This is a genomic window from Streptomyces sp. NPDC057010 (genome assembly GCF_042673805.1).
GTDB lineage: Bacteria > Actinomycetota > Actinomycetes > Streptomycetales > Streptomycetaceae > Streptomyces.
Map to the genome: position 1 here is coordinate 146,069 of NZ_JBHUSC010000005.1, position 16,306 is coordinate 162,374.

The 16,306-nt window shown below is 73.8% G+C and carries 17 protein-coding genes; 5 read left to right on the top strand and 12 right to left on the bottom strand.

Going from position 1 to position 16,306, the window contains the following annotated elements; genetic code table 11:
* Together ACFTXQ_RS08230 and ACFTXQ_RS08235 are read left to right on the top strand one after the other, a co-directional pair.
* A complete protein-coding gene (locus ACFTXQ_RS08230; protein ID WP_382637024.1) occupies positions 1-408 on the top strand; it encodes a DUF3224 domain-containing protein in 408 nt (135 codons plus the stop codon).
* A gap of 123 nt (positions 409-531) precedes the next feature.
* Positions 532-1,977 carry a hypothetical protein gene (locus tag ACFTXQ_RS08235; protein ID WP_382637026.1) on the top strand — a complete coding sequence of 482 codons (1,446 nt, stop codon included), beginning with the start codon at positions 532-534 and terminating at the stop codon, positions 1,975-1,977.
* On the opposite strand, the gene ACFTXQ_RS08240 is transcribed toward ACFTXQ_RS08235, so the two are convergent.
* Positions 1,974-2,390 carry a VOC family protein gene (locus tag ACFTXQ_RS08240; RefSeq protein WP_382637028.1) on the bottom strand — a complete coding sequence of 139 codons (417 nt, stop codon included), beginning with the start codon at positions 2,388-2,390 and terminating at the stop codon, positions 1,974-1,976. The two genes, ACFTXQ_RS08235 and ACFTXQ_RS08240, sit on opposite strands and share 4 nt — an antisense overlap.
* The gene (locus ACFTXQ_RS08245) at positions 2,387-3,463 is read right to left on the bottom strand and encodes a mechanosensitive ion channel family protein (protein WP_382637030.1); all 1,077 of its coding nucleotides are present in this window, start codon (positions 3,461-3,463) and stop codon (positions 2,387-2,389) included. The genes ACFTXQ_RS08240 and ACFTXQ_RS08245 overlap by 4 nt, the downstream gene beginning before the upstream one ends.
* A 204-nt stretch (positions 3,464-3,667) precedes the next feature.
* Between ACFTXQ_RS08245 and ACFTXQ_RS08250 the strand changes: the two genes are divergently transcribed.
* Both ACFTXQ_RS08250 and ACFTXQ_RS08255 read left to right on the top strand, forming a co-directional pair.
* Complete coding sequence (locus ACFTXQ_RS08250) at positions 3,668-4,117, top strand: SRPBCC family protein (protein WP_382637032.1); 450 nt, start codon at positions 3,668-3,670, stop codon at positions 4,115-4,117.
* Between the two features lie 131 nt (positions 4,118-4,248).
* A complete protein-coding gene (locus tag ACFTXQ_RS08255; protein WP_382637034.1) occupies positions 4,249-4,857 on the top strand; it encodes a response regulator transcription factor in 609 nt (202 codons plus the stop codon).
* Positions 4,858-4,905: 48 nt separating this feature from the next.
* Here the strand turns inward: ACFTXQ_RS08255 and ACFTXQ_RS08260 are convergent, their stop codons facing one another.
* The 7 genes from ACFTXQ_RS08260 to ACFTXQ_RS08290 all read right to left on the bottom strand — a co-directional run bounded on the left by ACFTXQ_RS08260 (position 4,906) and on the right by ACFTXQ_RS08290 (position 13,385).
* A complete protein-coding gene (locus ACFTXQ_RS08260) occupies positions 4,906-6,666 on the bottom strand; it encodes an ATP-binding cassette domain-containing protein (RefSeq protein ID WP_382637035.1) in 1,761 nt (586 codons plus the stop codon).
* Positions 6,663-8,456, bottom strand: coding sequence for an ATP-binding cassette domain-containing protein (locus ACFTXQ_RS08265; RefSeq protein ID WP_382637037.1), 1,794 nt, complete (start codon positions 8,454-8,456; stop codon positions 6,663-6,665). The genes ACFTXQ_RS08260 and ACFTXQ_RS08265 overlap by 4 nt, the downstream gene beginning before the upstream one ends.
* A 68-nt stretch (positions 8,457-8,524) precedes the next feature.
* Positions 8,525-8,671: a SapB/AmfS family lanthipeptide gene (locus ACFTXQ_RS08270; RefSeq protein WP_382637039.1), complete on the bottom strand. Its 147-nt coding sequence runs from the start codon at positions 8,669-8,671 to the stop codon at positions 8,525-8,527.
* Entirely contained in the window at positions 8,668-11,280 is a 2,613-nt protein-coding gene (gene lanKC, locus ACFTXQ_RS08275) for a class III lanthionine synthetase LanKC (RefSeq protein WP_382637040.1), read from the bottom strand. The genes ACFTXQ_RS08270 and lanKC overlap by 4 nt, the downstream gene beginning before the upstream one ends.
* Before the next feature lie 98 nt (positions 11,281-11,378).
* A complete protein-coding gene (locus ACFTXQ_RS08280) occupies positions 11,379-12,434 on the bottom strand; it encodes an iron-containing redox enzyme family protein (protein WP_382637041.1) in 1,056 nt (351 codons plus the stop codon).
* A complete protein-coding gene (locus ACFTXQ_RS08285; protein WP_382637042.1) occupies positions 12,434-12,715 on the bottom strand; it encodes a CDGSH iron-sulfur domain-containing protein in 282 nt (93 codons plus the stop codon). The genes ACFTXQ_RS08280 and ACFTXQ_RS08285 overlap by 1 nt, the downstream gene beginning before the upstream one ends.
* Complete coding sequence (locus ACFTXQ_RS08290; protein WP_382637044.1) at positions 12,699-13,385, bottom strand: HemK2/MTQ2 family protein methyltransferase; 687 nt, start codon at positions 13,383-13,385, stop codon at positions 12,699-12,701. Before ACFTXQ_RS08290 ends, ACFTXQ_RS08285 begins: the two co-directional genes overlap by 17 nt.
* 329 nt (positions 13,386-13,714) lie before the next feature.
* On the opposite strand from ACFTXQ_RS08290, the gene ACFTXQ_RS08295 reads away from it, so the two are divergent.
* Positions 13,715-14,443 (top strand): VOC family protein, encoded by a 729-nt coding sequence (locus ACFTXQ_RS08295; protein ID WP_382637398.1) that lies wholly within the window; start codon positions 13,715-13,717, stop codon positions 14,441-14,443.
* A 27-nt stretch (positions 14,444-14,470) separates the two neighbouring features.
* Here ACFTXQ_RS08295 and ACFTXQ_RS08300 read toward each other — a convergent pair whose 3' ends face one another.
* The 3 genes from ACFTXQ_RS08300 to ACFTXQ_RS08310 form a co-directional block, all read right to left on the bottom strand.
* Positions 14,471-15,001 carry a hemerythrin domain-containing protein gene (locus ACFTXQ_RS08300; RefSeq protein WP_382637045.1) on the bottom strand — a complete coding sequence of 177 codons (531 nt, stop codon included), beginning with the start codon at positions 14,999-15,001 and terminating at the stop codon, positions 14,471-14,473.
* 138 nt (positions 15,002-15,139) lie between these two features.
* Positions 15,140-15,319, bottom strand: coding sequence for a CsbD family protein (locus tag ACFTXQ_RS08305; protein WP_382637047.1), 180 nt, complete (start codon positions 15,317-15,319; stop codon positions 15,140-15,142).
* A 569-nt stretch (positions 15,320-15,888) separates the two neighbouring features.
* Positions 15,889-16,152, bottom strand: a complete 264-nt coding sequence (locus ACFTXQ_RS08310) for a DUF6213 family protein (RefSeq protein WP_382637049.1) — start codon at positions 16,150-16,152, stop codon at positions 15,889-15,891.
* Positions 16,153-16,306: the final 154 nt, after the last annotated feature.

Consider the following 16,306-nt stretch of genomic DNA (forward strand, 5'->3'; position numbering starts at 1 on the left):
ATGAGAGCCACGGCAACTTTCACCGTCACAGCGTTCGTTCCGACCGAGCTCACACCCGAGCCGCCCGTGTCCACCGGGCTGCCGGTCGGTGTCTCGACGATGGAGAAGCAATTCGAGGGGGAGGTCGCGGGCCGCTCGGCGACCCTGTTCACCGCGGCGTTCGACCAGACGACCGGCGTCGGCACGTATGTGGCGATGGAGTCGTTCGAAGGTTCGCTGCGGGGACGGCAGGGGGCCTTCAACTTCGTGCACTCGGCGACGACGACCGGCGGCGACCGCACCGCGGAGTTCTTCACCATCGTGCCCTCCAGCGGAACCGGCGAGCTGGCGGGGATCTCGGGCGCCGGGGGGATGGCCGTCGAGGCCGACGGCACCCATCGCATCTGGTTCGACTACCGGCTCGACTGAGCGCAGGGCTCAAATCGCCTTTCCCGGATGGTGGATGGCATTTCGGGCAGCTCCCTGGACGGTGCGTCAGGTGGGTTGGAATGATCTCGGAATTCCTCCTTCCATCTGAGTAAAGGTCAGAGAATGACGACGTCGTCCCCACTCCTGCTCTCCCGGCACGCCGGCTGGGTCGCCGCGTTCGCGGCGGCCGTCCTCGCACTGCCCCTCCTCGCCGCACCCGCGCGGGCGGCGACCCCCGGCGATCCGGCCACCGCCTCCGCCTTCGACCTCAAGTCCGGCCCGGACCTGAGCGGTGCCGTGGCCGACCTGAAGGCGGCCCTGCCCACACAGGGCGTCCAGGACCTGCTCGACCAGGGCAACCGGATCGCGAAGACCGGCGCTTCGTGCACCACGGACCCCTTCGGCACCGGCGACAACGGCGGCGTGCTCCCCCCGGCGAAGAAGCTCTGCTGGGACGGCGGTGACTCCGACACCCAGGAATGGATACCCCAGGGGCTCACCGGAGTCTCGGACGCCCAGGCCGACGAACTCTGGGGCAGCCGCAAGCCCTTGGTCGCGTCCTGGTACGACAAGGCGAACACCTCGCTGTGCGGCACGGATCCCGACACCTGCCAGGACAAGGGCGTGCGGCTGTCGTTCCTGGACCCGCAGACGGAGGTCCCGGGCGATCCCGAAGGCCGCCGGTACCGGCACGTGCTGCTGGTGGAGCCGTACTACAACTCGTACGGCAACGTCTCCTACAAGGCGATCGACATCCACGCCGGCGGTCTGGCCTGGTACAAGTACTACCTCTACGTCGCGGACACGATGAACGGCCTGCGCGTCTTCGACATGCGCGCGATCCTGGACCTCAACCACGACCAGGACGCCTCGGTGGACGACACCACGCTCGACGGGCTGAAGAGCAACGTCCGGGACGCGACCAGGATCGGCCGGCAGAGCGGCGTCTACTACAGCCACACCTACCGGTACGTGATGCCCCAGGTAGCCTCCTACAAGTTCGTCGCCGCCCAGGGCAACTCCTCGTCCGCGGTCACCTGCGTACCGACGGGCGCGCCCAAGGCCTCCTACATATCCGTCGACCGCAGCGACACCGCCGCCCCCTCGCTGATCATGGGCGAGTACTGCGATTCCGATGACGCCCACCTGGAGAAGGGGCGGGTCGGGGCGCTGCCCGTCGACGACGGCACGGGGCTGCTGAAGGCGACGAACGGCGTGGTCCGGGCGACGGGCGCCTACTACCTGCCGCGCGACCTCACCCAGGGCGCGGCGCGCTACAACGGGGTCTACTACTTCAACCGCAGCTGGACGGACCACAGCGGCAGCCTGCGGCGGGCCACCGTCACCGGGGGCCGCCTCGTGGACTACGGGGCCAACATCACCAACGCCGTCGGCCCCGAGGACATGTACTTCGAGCACGGCCAGAGCGTTCCGGGCGGCGGCACCCAGTACCTCTGGTCGCTGACGGAACACCGCGCGGACACGACGGCCACCTGCACGGACGCCGGCTCGCCGTGCGGCCGGGTCGTCTACGCACACCGGGTCGAGGACGTACTGGCCCGCCCCTAGCTCCGCTGCCCGGCCTCGTCCCGGACGGCGGCGAGGAGGAACGGGTGCCCCGCCGGGTCGGTGTACCGGCGCAGGGTCGTGCGGTTGTCCAACCGGGTGCCGTCCTCCTCCGCCGCGACCGGACGCGCCCCGAGGGCGACGGCCTCGCGCTCGGCTTCGTCGAGGGAGTCCGCGGCCACCAGGATCCGCAGATGGGCCTGCTCGGAGTCCTGCGGCAGGGGCCAGCTCGGCGGCGCGTGATGCGGATCGCGGCGGATCCCGAGCACCACGCCGGTGCGGCCGGTGACGAGGAGCAGGTCCCCGTCTCCGGCCGCCGGACCCGTGGTGGCGCCGAGCAGCTCGGCGTAGAACCGGGCCAGGGGCTCGGGTTCGGCGCAGTCGAGGACGAGGACGCCTGTCTTGGGTACGGTCATCCTCCGCGTGTGCCCTGCGTCGCCTCCCGTACACGGGCCGTACGCGCCGGGTCCACGAGGATGCGCGGCAAGGCGTCCGGGTGGTGTTCCGCGAGCCAGGCGACCAGCTGTTCCCGTACGGCGCAGCGCACGGTCCACAGGTCGTCGGCGTCCTTGGCCGTGACGATGGCCCGGACCACGATGGTGGACGGCGTCGTCTCCGTGACGGCGAGGTCCCAGCCGCGGCCGTCCCACTCCCGGCAGTCGTTCAGGATGTCCCGGACCTTCTTGCGCATGAGGTCGACGGGCGCGCCGTGGTCGCAGTGGAGGAAGACGGTTCCGGTCATCTGGACGCCGCCGCGGGACCAGTTCTCGAAGGGGCGGGTGGTGAAGTACGAGACGGGCATGGTGAGCCGGCGTTCGTCCCAGGTGCGTACGGCGAGGAAGGTGAGGGTGATGTCCTCGACCACCCCCCATTCGCCGTCGACGACGACCGTGTCGCCGATGCGCACCATGTCGCCGAAGGCGATCTGGAAGCCGGCGACGAGGTTGCCGAGGGTGGACTGGGCCGCGACGCCGGCGACGATTCCGATGATGCCGGCGGAGGCGAGCACGGAGGTGCCGAGCGCGCGGAAGCCGGGGAAGGTGAGGAGCATCGCGGCGGCCGCGAGGATGCCCACGAGGACCGTCACGACCCGCATGATCAGGGTCACTTGGGTGCGGACCCGGCGCACCCGGGCCGGGTCGCGGGTGCCGGTGGCGTAGCGGGCGTACCCCGTCTCGACGACGGCGGAGGCCACTGCCACGACCAGCCAGGCGCCCACACCGATCAGCGTGAGCGAGAGGATCCGGCCCACGACGGCCGCGTTGTCCTGGAGCGGCGGCCATCCGGTGTGCCGGTAGGCGCCCCTGAGCAGCGCGGCGAGCAGCACGATCTGCAGAGGGTGGCGGCAGCGGCGCAGCAGGTTCCACAGGGGTGTTTCGGGGTGCTGTGCGTCGGCTCGGCGCAACAGCAGGTCGACGGCCCAGCCGGCCGCGCCGGCGAGCAGGATCGAGCCCCCCAGGGCGGTCGGCAGGAGAAGTGCGCTGTTCATATCTCCTCGGCGGTTGTAGGCGGCAGGGAGCCACGGAGGCACGGGCTGTCACGCGCCTGCCCCGCGGGGCGGAGCTGACACGGGGGCCCGGGCCGGTGCTCGGCGCATGGGCTCCGCGGGGGCGGGCACCCGCGCCTGGAGACGTCCTGCCGGACGACCCGCGCCTTCGGGTGTAGGGCCGCCGACGACACGAAAGGGGTGCGCATGTCGCACGTCGAGGAGTATGTCGAGGTCAACGTCCCCGTGAGCACGGCCTACAACCAGTGGACCCAGTTCGAGGAGTTCCCCCTCTTCATGGAGGGGGTCGAACGCATCGAGCAGCGTACGGACACGCTCACCCACTGGGTGACGAACGTGAACGGCGTGCAGCGCGAGTTCGACGCGCAGATCACCGAGCAGCTTCCGGACCGGCGCGTCGCGTGGATGACGATCGACGGGGAGGCCCACCAGGCCGGGCTCGTCACGTTCCAGCCGATCGACGCGACGACCACCAGGATCGTCGTGCGCATGAACTGGGTGCCCGACGGTCTGGCCGAGTCGGCGGCCGACAAGCTCGGTTTCGTCAAGCGCCAGGTGGTGGGTGACCTCAAGCGGTTCAAGCTGTTCATCGAGTCGCGCGGGGTCGAGACGGGCGCCTGGCGCGGCGAGGTCTGAGCGCGGACCGAGGGCGAAGGTCGGCCAAGTTGCGCGTACGCCCCTGCGCGCCCCCCGAAGTGACGTTCCATCACCCCTGTACGGGGGCACCCGCGTGGTGCCGCTGGTTCGTCCACCGAGGGGAGCACACGATGACGAAGGTCCTCGTCCTGCACAGCGTCAGCCTGGTCAGGTCGGCACTGGCCGCCCTGCTGAGATCGGAAGGGCCCTTCGAGGTCACGTCGGCCGGCTGGAGGGCCGCCGCACGCCGCTCCGAGTCCTTACGACCAGACGTGACGGTCGTCGACCTCGATTGCCCGGGGACGACGGCCGTTCTCGCGGAAGACGGGGGCGCGGACCGCCAGGTCCTGGCGCCCCCGTCCCCGGTCCTGGTCCTCGCGTCGACCGGCGCGCCCGGTTCGCTGCACCGGGCCTTCCGGGCCGAGGCCCGCGGCTATGTGGACAAGGACGGCTCGCCGGGCCGGCTCGTACGGGCCGTCCGGAAGGTCGCGGCGGGCGAACGGTTCATCGACGCCTCGCTGGCCTCCGCCTTCATGGAGGCCGACCCCGTGCCCCTGAGCCCGCGGGAACTGAGCGTGCTGGCCCGGGCGGCGGAGGGCGATTCCATCGCCGAGATCGCCCGGACGCTGCACCTGGCGAGCGGGACGGTACGCAACTACATGGCCGCGGCGACCCGCAAGACCGGCGCGCGCAACCTCATCGACGCGATACGGATATCCCGGCGGGCGGGCTGGGTCTGATCCGTCCGCCACGGCGGCCGCAGCGGCAGGAGCGGCTGCGGCCGGTCGTCATCCGTCCGGGGTGCCGTTCCACTCCCCGACCAGGTCGCGGTACAGGGGTGACCTGGCCGGGAGTTCCGCATGGGTGCCGGACACGGCCCGGGTCCCGTCGAGGACGAGGACCCGGTCGGCGCGGGCTGCGGACGAGACGCGGTGGGCCACCACGACCAGGGTCCCGGGACGCTCCGCGAGGGCCCGCTCGGCGCGCTCCTCCGTACGGGGGTCCAGGTGGCAGGTGGCCTCGTCGAGCAGCAGCAGCGGCGCCGGCGAGAGGTAGGCGGCGGCGAGCGCGAGGTGCTGGCTCTCGCCCCGGGACAGCAGCCGGGGGGACACCTCGGCGTCCAGTCCGCCCAGCCGCTCCACCAGGCCCGCCAGCCCGAGGGCCTCGACGGCGCGCCGCACCCGGTCGTCCCCGGGCGCGGCGGCGCCTTCGTCCGGGGACAGGTGGGTCAGGTTCTCCCGCACCGTCCCGGTGAACACGTAGGCCTGCTGCGGCAGCAGGGTCCGCCGCGGGTCCGGTCCCCGGGCGCCCGGTCCGCGGCGGGCGGCCGCGCCCGCGACGAGGACCGTGCCCGCCCCGGGTGCCAGCATCCCGGCGAGCAGTGCGGTGAGCGTGGACTTGCCGATGCCGCTCGGCCCGACCACGGCGAGGTGCTCCCCCGGCCGTACCACCAGGTCCAGGGAGTCGAGTACGGGAGCCGCGCCCGGACCGTAGGCGAAGGTGACGCCCCCGAGCTCGGCCGCGGCGCCGGTCCCCCGGCCGCGCGGCGCCGGCGGGCGGCAGTCCTGTGGGGGCGGCGGGGCCGGGGCCGGCTCGCAGAAGCGTTCCAGGACCACCAGCAGCCGCGTGCCGGCGGAACCCAGGGCCGACATGAGGGAGTTGAGGGCGGGCAGCAACGCCTGGACCACATAGGTGAGGCCGCCGGCCAGCGTGCCGGCGGTGATCCCGTGCCCGAGCAGCCAGGGCGTCGCGGCGAGCAGGGCGACCACCGGCAGCCGGCCCGCCGTCCCCAGGGCCAGGGTGCGCAGGGCCGCCCAGCGCGCGAGCACGCGTGCCAGCCGCTCCTGGGTGGCGATCAGGGGCTCCACCCTGGCCTCCGCGGCCGCCTGTCCGCCGCAGGCGGTGATGTCGCGCAGACCCTCCGCGAGCGCCCCCGCCCGGTCCGACAGGGCCTCGTCGGTGTCCAGGGACCGGCGTTGTACGGATGCCATGGGGCGGAGCGTGGCCAGGAAGCCGGCCACGCCGAGCAGCAGCGGGGGCAGCACGATCAGCAGCAGGACCGGAGCCAGGGCCGCCATGCCCGCGGCTGCGCCCACGGCGGTGAACACGAACGAGCGTGTCGTGAGGACCAGCCCCGCGAAGGAGTCCCGGGCCATCTCCGTCTGCTGGGTCAGCCGGGACACCGCACCCGTGTCGGGGGCCCGTGCCGGATCGGCGACGGCGCGGTCCAGTGCCTGGCGCACCGCGCGCCGCACCAGGCCGTCCCGCAGCGGCTCCACGAGGTCCGCGAGCCCGGCGAACACGCCGCGCAGCGCGAAGGCGCCGAGCAGTGCCCCGGCTCCGGCCGCGGCCAGCCAGGCGAGGCCGGTGGCGGTGCGGCCGGCGAGGAAGCCGTCGTCGAGGGCGCGGGCCACGCCGTAGCCGCCGAGGAACGTGTGCGCGGACTCGAGGAGCGACCAGGCCGCCAGCCGTCCCAGGGCTCCCGTGTGGCCGCGCAGGAACCGCAGGGCCTCGGGGGCCACCCGGGGCCGGGTCCCGCCCCCGCTCACCTGGCGGCCTCCTCTTTCCCTTCGGCTCCCGTGGTCGCGTCGGCGGCGAACACCGCCCGGTAGCCGGGGTGGTGCCGCCACAGCTCGTCGTGCGTGCCGGTCGCCCGTACCCGCCCTTCTTCAAGCCATACGACGAGGTCGGCGCGGACGGCGGCGGAGAGGCGGTGCGCGACCACGATCCGGGTGCCGGGCCGGACCTCGTGGGCGAGCGCCCGCTCCACCTCGCGGGCCGTGACGGTGTCGAGGCTGGAGGTGGCGTCGTCCAGTACGAGGAGCCGGCCGGCCCGGCAGAACGCCCGGGCCAGCCCGAGGCGTTGGACCTCGCCGCCGGACATCGGGGCCTCGGCCAGGCGCGTGCCGTAGCCGTGGGGCAGGTACCGTACGAACCGGTCGGCGCCCGCGGCACGGGCGGCCGCGCGGACGGCTTGCGGGCCGGGGTCCGGACCGGCGCCGAACGCGATCGCGTCGCCGACGGTGTCCCCGAGCAGCACCGGCCGGTCGAAGGCGTGCCCGACCTCGCGGCGCAGCGCTTCGGCGGTCAGCTGCCGCAGGGGTGTCCCGTCCAGCAGCACCTGGCCCGCGTCCGGGTCGGTGAGCCGGCCCGCCACGGCGGCGAACAGCGACTTGCCGGCGCCGGACCGGCCCACGACGGCCGCCGTGGTGCCGCCGGGGATCACCAGGCTGATGCCGTCGAGGACCGCCGAACCGCCGCGCACGACGCGGACGCCGCGCAGTTCCAGGGTGCCGGGGCCCCCTTCGGGCAGCTCCGCCCGGCCGTGGTCGAGTACGGGCAGCGCCAGGAGCGCGGCGGTGCGCCGGGCCGCCGCCCGGCCCCGGAGCACGGCGGCCAGGCCGCCGGTCACGGCGCCGACGCCCGCCGCGAGGCCCGCGTAGCGCAGGGCGGCGAGGAGTTCGCCGACCCCGATGGCCCCGGCCGACAGGCGGATGCCGCCGACGGCGAGGACCGCGTACAGGAGCATCGGCATGAGGGCCGCGGACCGGGCGGTCGTGCCGCCGTAGACCTGCCACATGCGCCTGCCCTCGGTGCCGAGCTCGGGCAACTGCGCGAGGATCCGGGCGCGTTCGCGGTCCGCGGTGCCGGCGGCGGCGATGGTGCGCGCCCCGGCCAGTGCCTCGACGAGGCGGCCGGCGGTCGCGAGCTGCACCTGCTGGTAGCGGGAGACGCTGGTCAGCGTGGAGCGGGCGAACGCGCGGAGCAGCAGGACCAGCAGCGGGACGCCCGCGAGGAAGGCGAGTGCCGTCCACGGGTCGATGAGGAGGAGTGCGACCACCGCGCCGAGCGGCGGCAGCAGTGCGGCGAGGGCGTGCGCGACGGCGGCCGGCACCTTCCCGGCCTCGGTGGCGTGCGCGGTCAGCCGCGCGGCGGTTTCACCCGGTGCGTGGCGGGCGGCGTGGTGCGGGGCCGTGCGCAGCAGCCGGGCGAGGCCGAGCCTGCGCAGTCGGGCGGTGGTGCGGCCGTCCACGGAGCCGGTGAGCCGTGCGGCGGCGGCGTCCAGTGCCACTTCGGCGGCGATGACCGCGGCGCACAGCAGGGTCCAGGCCGGGCCCGACGGATCGCGGCGGAGCAGCAGGTCGAGGGTGTGGCCGAGGACGGCGGGTTCGGCCAGTGCCGCCGCGGCGGCGGTCACCGCGCATCCCAGGACGGCGGCGGTGCGCCCGCCACTGTGCCGGGCCGCCTCCACGAGCGCCCGGTCGGCGCCGCGTGCCGCGGCGGGGTCCCGCGCGATGTCGGCCGCCGCCCCGGCCGCCGCTCCGTCAGGGGGGCTCATCGGCGGGTGCCTCCAGTGATGTGGTGCGGGCCCGGGCGGCGAACCGCCCGGGCCCGAGGTGACCCTGATCAGTGACAGGTGGTGAGGCTCAGGCTGCTGTCGCCGCAGAGCAGCAGGCTGGCCCGGCTGCCGCCACCGCCACCGCCGCCCGTCAGCGCGGCCTCGGTGACCTCTTCCTTCGGGGTCTCCATCGACTGCAGGTCGAGAAGCGTCATGTCGGATTCCTCTTCTGTCGATTGGTGCGATGGGTCACGGCCCCGGACGGGACCGGCTCTGGGGCCGCCGCGCGTTCGCGCAGCGGCGGGAGGAACGGCAGGTGTGCGCGCCCTCCGGGCGCAGCGCTGCCGAGGGCGAGGAGAGCGCCGGCGGTGCCCGTGGCGAGGTCCATGGACAGCCGCATCATCTGCTCGCCGGGGAAGGCCAGATGGCCCTGGTACGGCACGGCGTGCCGGGCCAGTGCGTCGATCTGGCGGGCGATGGCGTCGGGCCCGGTGCCCGGGCCCGGTGTGGTGGTCCGGGCCAGGTGGAGGATCATCCCGGCGGCGCCGCGCATCAGCCCGGGCTGGGCGTAGAAGGTCGCCTGCGCCGCCCGTACGATCTCCAGCCGGGCCTGTTCGAAGCGGTCGTCGGGACCGTGCTCCAGCCAGTCGTCGAGCACCATGCCGATGCCCACACTGCCCTCGCCGAGGTACGGCATCGTGCGCCAGCCCTCGTTCACCTGGAGGGTGCCGTAGGCGCTGGTGACGCAGCGGTCGAGGTCGCGGTGGAGGGCCTGGGCCGCCTGGAGCAGCAGTTCCTTGTCGCCGGTGCGCTCGTACAGCCGCACGAAGAGCAGGGCGGGGCCGGAGTTGCCGTACAGCAGTCCCGCCCGGGTGGGCCGGTGCTCCGGCCGGGCGAGGAGTTCGGCGCAGCGCAGGGCCGCGGCGTGCAGCCCGCTCTCGCCGCTCGCGGTGCCGAGCGCGTCCAGGGCCAGGCCGATGCCGGCGAGTCCGCTGTGCAGGTCGGGGCCCGCGCTCTGCCAGGGCTGGCGCAGCAGCAGGTCGGCGAGGGCGAGGGCCCGGTCGTGGTGTCCGAGCCGGTGCAGCGTCCAGGCCGTGCCGGCCAGGCCGTCGTAGAAGCCGAGTGGAGTGCCGGAGCCCGGTTCCCCGGTCCGGTCGAGCAGCCATTCCTCGGCCTCGGGCCAGGGGTCCGCGCCGGTCTCGGCGAGGGCGTGGAGCACTCCGGCGATCCCGTAGCCGAAGCCGATGCCTCCCCCGGCGGTCGCGAACTGGGCGATGTCGCCGGGGACGAGGCGGTCCTCGCGGTCCGGGGTGGCGCTCGCGCGCAGCGCCGCGGCCGTCGACGTACGGGCCGCCGGCCATTCCCGTGGCTCGACGGGCAGGTAGGGCCCGGCCGGTGCGCCCTGCGGGGCGCCGGACAGGATCTCCTCGACGGCCTCGTCGAGGAACCGGCGCGGTACGGGGAACTGTTCGGCGGCGACGGCGGCCAGGTGGGCGGCCTTGGCCCGGTCCAGGACGAGCAGGCTGGTCAGCGGGAGGAAGAGGGCGAGCCGAAGGCAGGCCAGGGCGTAGCGGTCGACGGAGAACCCGCGCCGCTCGGCAGGGGCGACGAAGGCGGGGTTGGCCACCGTCTGCCGCAGCCCCTCGTCGACGTGCGCGGCGGCTTCGAAGTCCAGGAGTGCGACGGAGGGTTCGCCCGCCTCGTCTTCCGCGACCATGATGTTGAAGAGGTGGAGGTCGTTGAAGACCACGCCGCGGGCGTGCACGGCGTCCACGGCCTCCGTGACCCGCTGATGGATCTTCAGCGCCCATGCGGTGTAGGAGGCGAGCTCCGCCGGGTCGGGTTCCGCCTCGATCAGCGGGTGACGGCGCGCGAAGTAGGTGTTGAGCGGTTTGCCGGCGAGGTGTTGCAGCACCAGGAAGTGGTGGTCGCCGACCGTGAAGGTGCCGCGCACGGCGGGGACGCAGTCCAGGCCCGCCAGCCGTTCCAGGGCGGCCTGTTCGCGGTGCAGCCGGGTCACGGCGTCGGCGCCGTCGGCGGCGAGACCGGCGTACGGCCGGGCCTCCTTGAGGACCACGGGCTCGCCGGTGCGGCTGTCCGTGCCGAGGTAGACGCCGCCCCCGTTGGAGAAGTGCAGCGCCCGCTCCACCGTGAAGGGGACACCGGACAGGGTGATCGCGGAGCGCGCCGCGAGGTGCGGTTCGAGGAAGTCGGGGAGTTCGAGCCACTCGGGGGGCTGGAAGACCGGTCCGCGTTGGTCCGGGACGAGCCGCCCGTCGGGGGCCTCGATGGCCGGGACCAGTTCGCCGTGCTCGTTGTAGCAGTGCCGCAGGGTGAAGCTGCCGTAGCGCAGGTGGACCGGCCCGGCGCCCCAGCGCAGATCGCTGAGGATGTACGGTCCGGGCGCGCCCGCCAGCGCGTCGTCGAGGTCCTCCGCGATCCGCCGGCACTGCTGCTCGTCGGCCGGGTAGACGGTGATGAACTTGCCGCTCGCCGCGCGGTCGGCGTACTTGGCATTGCGCAGGTGCAGCAGGTATCGGCTCGGTATGAACTTGAAGGCGATGCTTCGGGCGGTGCAGTACTCGTACACCGTCGTCAGCAGCGACTCGGCGTTGTCGAGCGTGGCCGAGACGTGGATCTTCCAGCCCTGGGCGGGCAGTCGGGCGCCGGCGGGGCGCAGTGCGAGCCAGTCGCCGCTGCGGTGCGAGCGCCACCCGGACGGGACGGGGGCGAGGGCGGCCTCGTAGCTCTCACCGGCCCGCCGGTACGGCGCGTCGTAGAACCAGCGGTCGGCGTCGCAGAAGGCGGCGTACCCCTTGTTCACACCTGCTCCCTCGGTCGGCGGCAGACCCGACCGTGTCACGCCGGGCGGGCGTGCCGACAGTCACCACTGTCACCACCGGGGTGTGCAGTACTCACGAGTCACAAGAGTCGGCTCGCCCGCGCGCCCGCCTCCGGCAGGGGCGAACGCAACGCGCTGCGCCCCTGGTCCCAGGCCTCGCGGATGTGGTCCGCGAGCCGGTCCTCCAGCAGGAGGGTGGCCGCGCACCCGAACGCGATGTCCGCCTCCAGGTCGGGTTCGTCGGCGAGCAGGCCGCCGATGACCTCGTGGCGGACGACCTGCTCGTGGACGGCGTCGGCTTCGACGTGTTCGAGGTAGAAGTGCTCGGCGGCGGGCCCCGCCCCGCAGCGCCGCAGCGCCTTGGCCAGACGCCTGGACCCGGGCGAGGAGGTGACCTCGACGCACGCGAAGTGGCCGACGAGGGCGCCGCGCAGGGCACGGTGGAGCCCGAAGAGGGACATCAGGTTCACGGTCGCGAGCAGGGGCGCCGGCGCCCGGTCGAGGTAGCGGCCGTACGTGGCATCCAGCTCCAGGTCGGCCATGAGGTCCGCGAAGAGCCGTGCGTGGATGCGTTCGGCGCGGCCGGCGCCGAACTCGTCGTACTCGATGGCGACCATGGCGGCCTTGGCCCGTCCGCTGAGCCGGGGGATGACCCAGGCGTGTGGGTCCGCCTCCTTGAGGTGGTAGAGGGAGCGCAGGGCCGCGTACTCGCGCAACTGCCAGTGCCGGCCTTCGGTTTCGAGGCGGTGGCTGAGGCTGCCGGAGAGGTCCACGGGTTCGACGAGGAGCGGGGCGAAGGCCTCCTCGACGGCCCGGGGTGCGTCGGCCAGCTCGGTGCGCAGGGCGTGCAGGAAGCGGGTTTCCAGCGACTGGCGCAGCCGCAGCAGGTCGGGGTCCCATTCCCGTGCGTCGTCCACGCCGTCGAAACCGCGGTAGTGGAGTTCGTACAGCAGGTACAGGGCGAGCTGGAGGTCCTCGCCCCACGGGTCCGCCTTCAGCACGGCCCCCGTGCTGCAGACGGGCGGGCCGCCGGACGTCAGGGCTCGCGTCACGGCGCGGGAGAGTTCACCGCGCCCCTCGACCAGCCGGGGGCGGCCGGAGGCCGGCGCCACGGCGGTCGGGCCGGGATGGGTCATCACGGGTTCCTGTCCTCGGGCGGCGGGACGGCGCGCTCGCGCCGGCGGTGGCTGGTGTCGCACCACGGGTAGCTACGGCTGCGGCGGCAGGTGCACACCGCGACGACGAAGCGGTCGGACCGGGCGACCGTGCCGTCGTCGAGGACGATCTCGACGGGGCCCTCGATGAGGGCCGGGCCCCTCGGGTCCACGGACATCCGGCGGGCTCCCGCCCGGGTGGAGGTGGGGGCGGAAGTGGGGGTGGAAGTCCGGGTCGGGGCGCTGTCAGCTGCACTGGGCACGGATGATCACCAGCTCTTCCCATTCCTCGGCCCGGGCTGCCAGGCCCTGCCGCTCCAGCCAGGCCCGGCGCGAGCGCAGGACCGGGCCCCAGGGCACGTGGGTCCGCGCCGTGACGTCCGCGGCGAGCCCCGCTCCGGCCAGCCGGTCCACGGTCTCCTCGGGCCCGCACATGCCCGAGTGCACCATCAGCAGGACTCCGCCGGGACTCAGCAGGGTCCGGGCCTGCGCGCAGATCCGGTCGATGACGCTGCGCCCGTCGGGCCCCGCGTCCCAGGCCCGCTCGGGCCCGTGCGAGGGCGGCCGGGGCGCCGAGGCCGGGACGTACGGCGGGTTCGCGACGACCAGGTCGAAGCGGCGCGCGGCGGTCCGGGCGGCGAAGTCCCCGTGCAGGACGCGCACGGGCAGTCGCAGACGCCGTGCGTTCAGGCGCGCCGTGGCCACGGCGGCCCAGGCGACGTCGACCGCCGTGACCCGGGCTCCCCTGCCCGCGGCGTGCAGGGCCAGTGCGCCGGTGCCCGTGCCGATGTCCAGCACGTCCGTCCGCAGGCCGACGTCCTCGTGGGCGAGGGCCTCGGCGAGGAAGCGGGTGTCGGCCTGCGGCTGATACACACCCGGCAGCGCGAGCAGGCCGTCGGGCAGTGTGCCCAGGTCAGGGACCGTACTGGTCACCGCGTACCTCCGTGATCGAATGGGGCCCGGCGGGGCCGGGCCGCGGCGGGTAACGACACTGTGCGGCTGCCCCGCAGAACGGAGGCCATCCGGAATCCCGTCGATCTTCAGAGGAACAGACGGGAATCCGCCGCCGACGGGAACGGGGACGGGGACGGGAGCAACCTCCGGTGATGGGCCCGCGGACTCGCTGCGGGCCGAGCCTCACGGCCCTGCGCCGTCCTCCGGTCTACGGTGGAAGTGTTCCGTCCCCGTGAGCGCAGATGAGGCTGGCAGCTGTGTCGACGTCGAGCCACGAGATCTTCGGAGCCCCGTGCTGGGTCAGCCTGATGGCCAGGGACCTGGACTCCGCACAGCGGTTCTACGGTGCCGTGCTCGGCTGGGACTTCCGCCCCACTCCGCTGGGCGACGGCATGGTGGTCGCCTTCCGCGACGGCGCCCCCGTCGCGGGTCTCGGCGCGCTCTCCAGGGGTCCCGGCGTGCCGGCGGTGTGGACGCCGTACTTCGCCGTCGAGGACGTCGACGCGACCGCCGCCCGGATCCGTGAGCGCGGCGCCACCATGGGTGTCGGCCCGCTGGCGTTCGGTACGGGGCGGGCCGCCCTGGCGGCGGACCCCGCCGGAGCCGTCTTCGGCTTCTGGCAGAGCGAGGTCGTGCCCGACTGGTCGGTGGGCCGCGGGAGCGGCCCGGCTTGGCTGGAGCTGCGGACCCGCGACGCGTTCGCCGCGGCCATCTTCTACGGTGAGGTCCTCGACTGGGGCAGCGAGCGCCCCGGCGGCTGCACCGTCTCCTACGAGCACGACCACGTCGTCCTGCGCCAGGGACACGACACCGTCGCCCGGATCAGCGGCGGCGCGCTCGAAGCGGCCCCGGACCCGGAGGTCCGCCCGCGCTGGCACGTCCACTTCCGGGTGCCGGACCTGGAGAGCGCGATCGAGGCCGCGACCCGGCTGGGCGGCAGGACGGCCTCACCCGTGCAGACGTCCAGTGTGAGCCGGTGGGTGGTGCTCGCCGATCCCGAGGGGGCGCTGTTCACCGTGGTCGCGCCCAGCGGGTGAGCCGCCGTTCCCGTACGGGTGAGCCCCTCATCCCCGTACGAGTGCGCGCACGTTCTCGACGCTCCCGCAGTCGGCGGCGAGCTGCCGCTCCCGTTCCTGGAGGAACGCGGCCCCGAGCTCGGCCCTCCGCTCGTCGGGCACGTTCTCCCTGGCGCCGTTCAGGATCGTCCGTTCCTCCTCGTCGAGGTGGTGCGAGACCGCCTTGACCAGGGCCTCCAGGCGCTCGTCCCACTCGTCGGAGCCCACCTCGGACACTTCCAGCAGCGCCAGGAGCGCCTCGTTGCCCTCGGCGTGCTCCTTGGCCCCGTGCTCGACCTCCGCGTTGTCGACGTCCTTGAACCTCTTGAGGGCGCCGTACACCTCGGCTTCCTCCGCCTCGCCGTGCGCGACGAGGAGGGCGGAGAAGCTCGCGAGGGCGCGCGCCCGGTCCGCCTCCACACTGCGCATCCGGCGGAAGAGGTCCTCCATCGTGCGGTGGTCCTTGAGGATCAGGGCGACGACGTCCTGGTCCTTCCCGTTCTGCCGGTTCTCCCCGTTCTCTCGCTTGTCCGCGGCCATGCCCGTCCTCCTGCTCTCGGTTTCGGCTTGCACCGCGCCTGCTCGACGGCGATGGGTTCAAACCCGGCCCCGACCCGTGAGTGCCCCGCCGGGCCACTGCCCGGCGGGGCACTCCATACGTGCGTAGCCAGCCGCGGGTCAGGACTTGCCGGTGGCCTTCTTGGTCTTGTCCGAGGCCTTCGAGACCATCTCCTCGGTCTTTCCGCTCATCCGCTCGGCGCTGCCCTCAGCCTCCATGCGCTGGTCGTCCATGGCGCTGCCGGCGCTTTCCTTGATCTTGCCCTTGACCTGCTTGGCCTTTGCCTTTGCCTTGCTCATGAGGGGTGGTTCCTTCCAATGAGGGGTGTTGTCCACCTTGCTTCGGCGGCAGCAACACCGCAATTCGGGAATTTCGGGGCTGATCAGTCGGGAGGTTCCGGCACCTTGGGCCGCTCGACGGGCGAGGGCTGGTCGGGCACCGGCCGGGGGTCATGCGGCTTGGGGCCGGGGCGGGCTGGCACCGGGTCGCGGGGGACGGGATCCGGCCTCCCCGGCGTCGGGCCGGGGCCTTCGGGTTGCGGTTCGGTGGTCCGGTCCATGTGGTTCACCTCGGGGTCGTGCCGAAGCCTCCGGGGGTGGCGGCGACGGCGGTTCGGGCACCGGCTCCGGTCCGGGGACGGGTCTCGGGACCGGCCTCGGCGTGTGAGGGTCGCCCGGGGCGGGGTGCGTGGGAGGCACCTGGCCCGGCTCCGACGGGAGCGGGTGGGTCGGCGGCCTCGCCTCGTGCCCACCCGCCCGCATGCGTGTGTACGTGGTCATGGCGAACCCCGTTTCGCGGAGGGCGTTCTCACTCCCGCGCCTGCCCGCTCCCGTCCGGCCGAATCTCCCCCGCCGCCGGCCCCTCGGGACTAATGCGGCGCCGAGTCGCCTCCCCGGTTCCCCGACCGGCCGTCCCTGCGGAGCGGCATGAACCCGATGCACTCGACGTCGATCTGGTCGGCGACCTCGCTCAGCGCACCGGCCAAGGCCTCCACGGTGCGGGGATCCAGGTCGGTCTCGCCGGCGTCCGTCGCCTGCAGCCACTGCGCCGCGAGGCGCCGGAGCAGGCCCGTGAGGTGATCGGCGGGGATCAGCAGACGGTCGCCCAGAGCCAGGGGTGCCGATGCGTTCATCGCGAACCACCTCCGCCGACCGGTCGGGTGCTCACGGAAATCATCTCGCGGATCGGCTGCGCGGGCGATGGGACGGGAGAGCGGTGGCTCGCGGCCGCGCGGGAAGCCGTCACGGACGGTCACCCCAGCCGCCGGCCGGGGCCGCCGGGGTTTC

Excerpts from the sequence above, each read along its gene's own strand:
- ACFTXQ_RS08230 (WP_382637024.1), top strand. The coding sequence starts at position 1 with ATGAGAGCCACGGCAACTTTCACCGTCACAGCGTTCGTTCCGACCGAG.
- ACFTXQ_RS08235 (WP_382637026.1), top strand. The coding sequence starts at position 532 with ATGACGACGTCGTCCCCACTCCTGCTCTCCCGGCACGCCGGCTGGGTC.
- ACFTXQ_RS08240 (WP_382637028.1), bottom strand. The coding sequence starts at position 2,390 with ATGACCGTACCCAAGACAGGCGTCCTCGTCCTCGACTGCGCCGAACCC.
- ACFTXQ_RS08245 (WP_382637030.1), bottom strand. The coding sequence starts at position 3,463 with ATGAACAGCGCACTTCTCCTGCCGACCGCCCTGGGGGGCTCGATCCTG.
- ACFTXQ_RS08250 (WP_382637032.1), top strand. The coding sequence starts at position 3,668 with ATGTCGCACGTCGAGGAGTATGTCGAGGTCAACGTCCCCGTGAGCACG.
- ACFTXQ_RS08255 (WP_382637034.1), top strand. The coding sequence starts at position 4,249 with ATGACGAAGGTCCTCGTCCTGCACAGCGTCAGCCTGGTCAGGTCGGCA.
- ACFTXQ_RS08265 (WP_382637037.1), bottom strand. The coding sequence starts at position 8,456 with ATGAGCCCCCCTGACGGAGCGGCGGCCGGGGCGGCGGCCGACATCGCG.
- ACFTXQ_RS08270 (WP_382637039.1), bottom strand. The coding sequence starts at position 8,671 with ATGACGCTTCTCGACCTGCAGTCGATGGAGACCCCGAAGGAAGAGGTC.
- ACFTXQ_RS08280 (WP_382637041.1), bottom strand. The coding sequence starts at position 12,434 with ATGACCCATCCCGGCCCGACCGCCGTGGCGCCGGCCTCCGGCCGCCCC.
- ACFTXQ_RS08295 (WP_382637398.1), top strand. The coding sequence starts at position 13,715 with ATGGCCAGGGACCTGGACTCCGCACAGCGGTTCTACGGTGCCGTGCTC.
- ACFTXQ_RS08300 (WP_382637045.1), bottom strand. The coding sequence starts at position 15,001 with ATGGCCGCGGACAAGCGAGAGAACGGGGAGAACCGGCAGAACGGGAAG.
- ACFTXQ_RS08305 (WP_382637047.1), bottom strand. The coding sequence starts at position 15,319 with ATGAGCAAGGCAAAGGCAAAGGCCAAGCAGGTCAAGGGCAAGATCAAG.
- ACFTXQ_RS08310 (WP_382637049.1), bottom strand. The coding sequence starts at position 16,152 with ATGAACGCATCGGCACCCCTGGCTCTGGGCGACCGTCTGCTGATCCCC.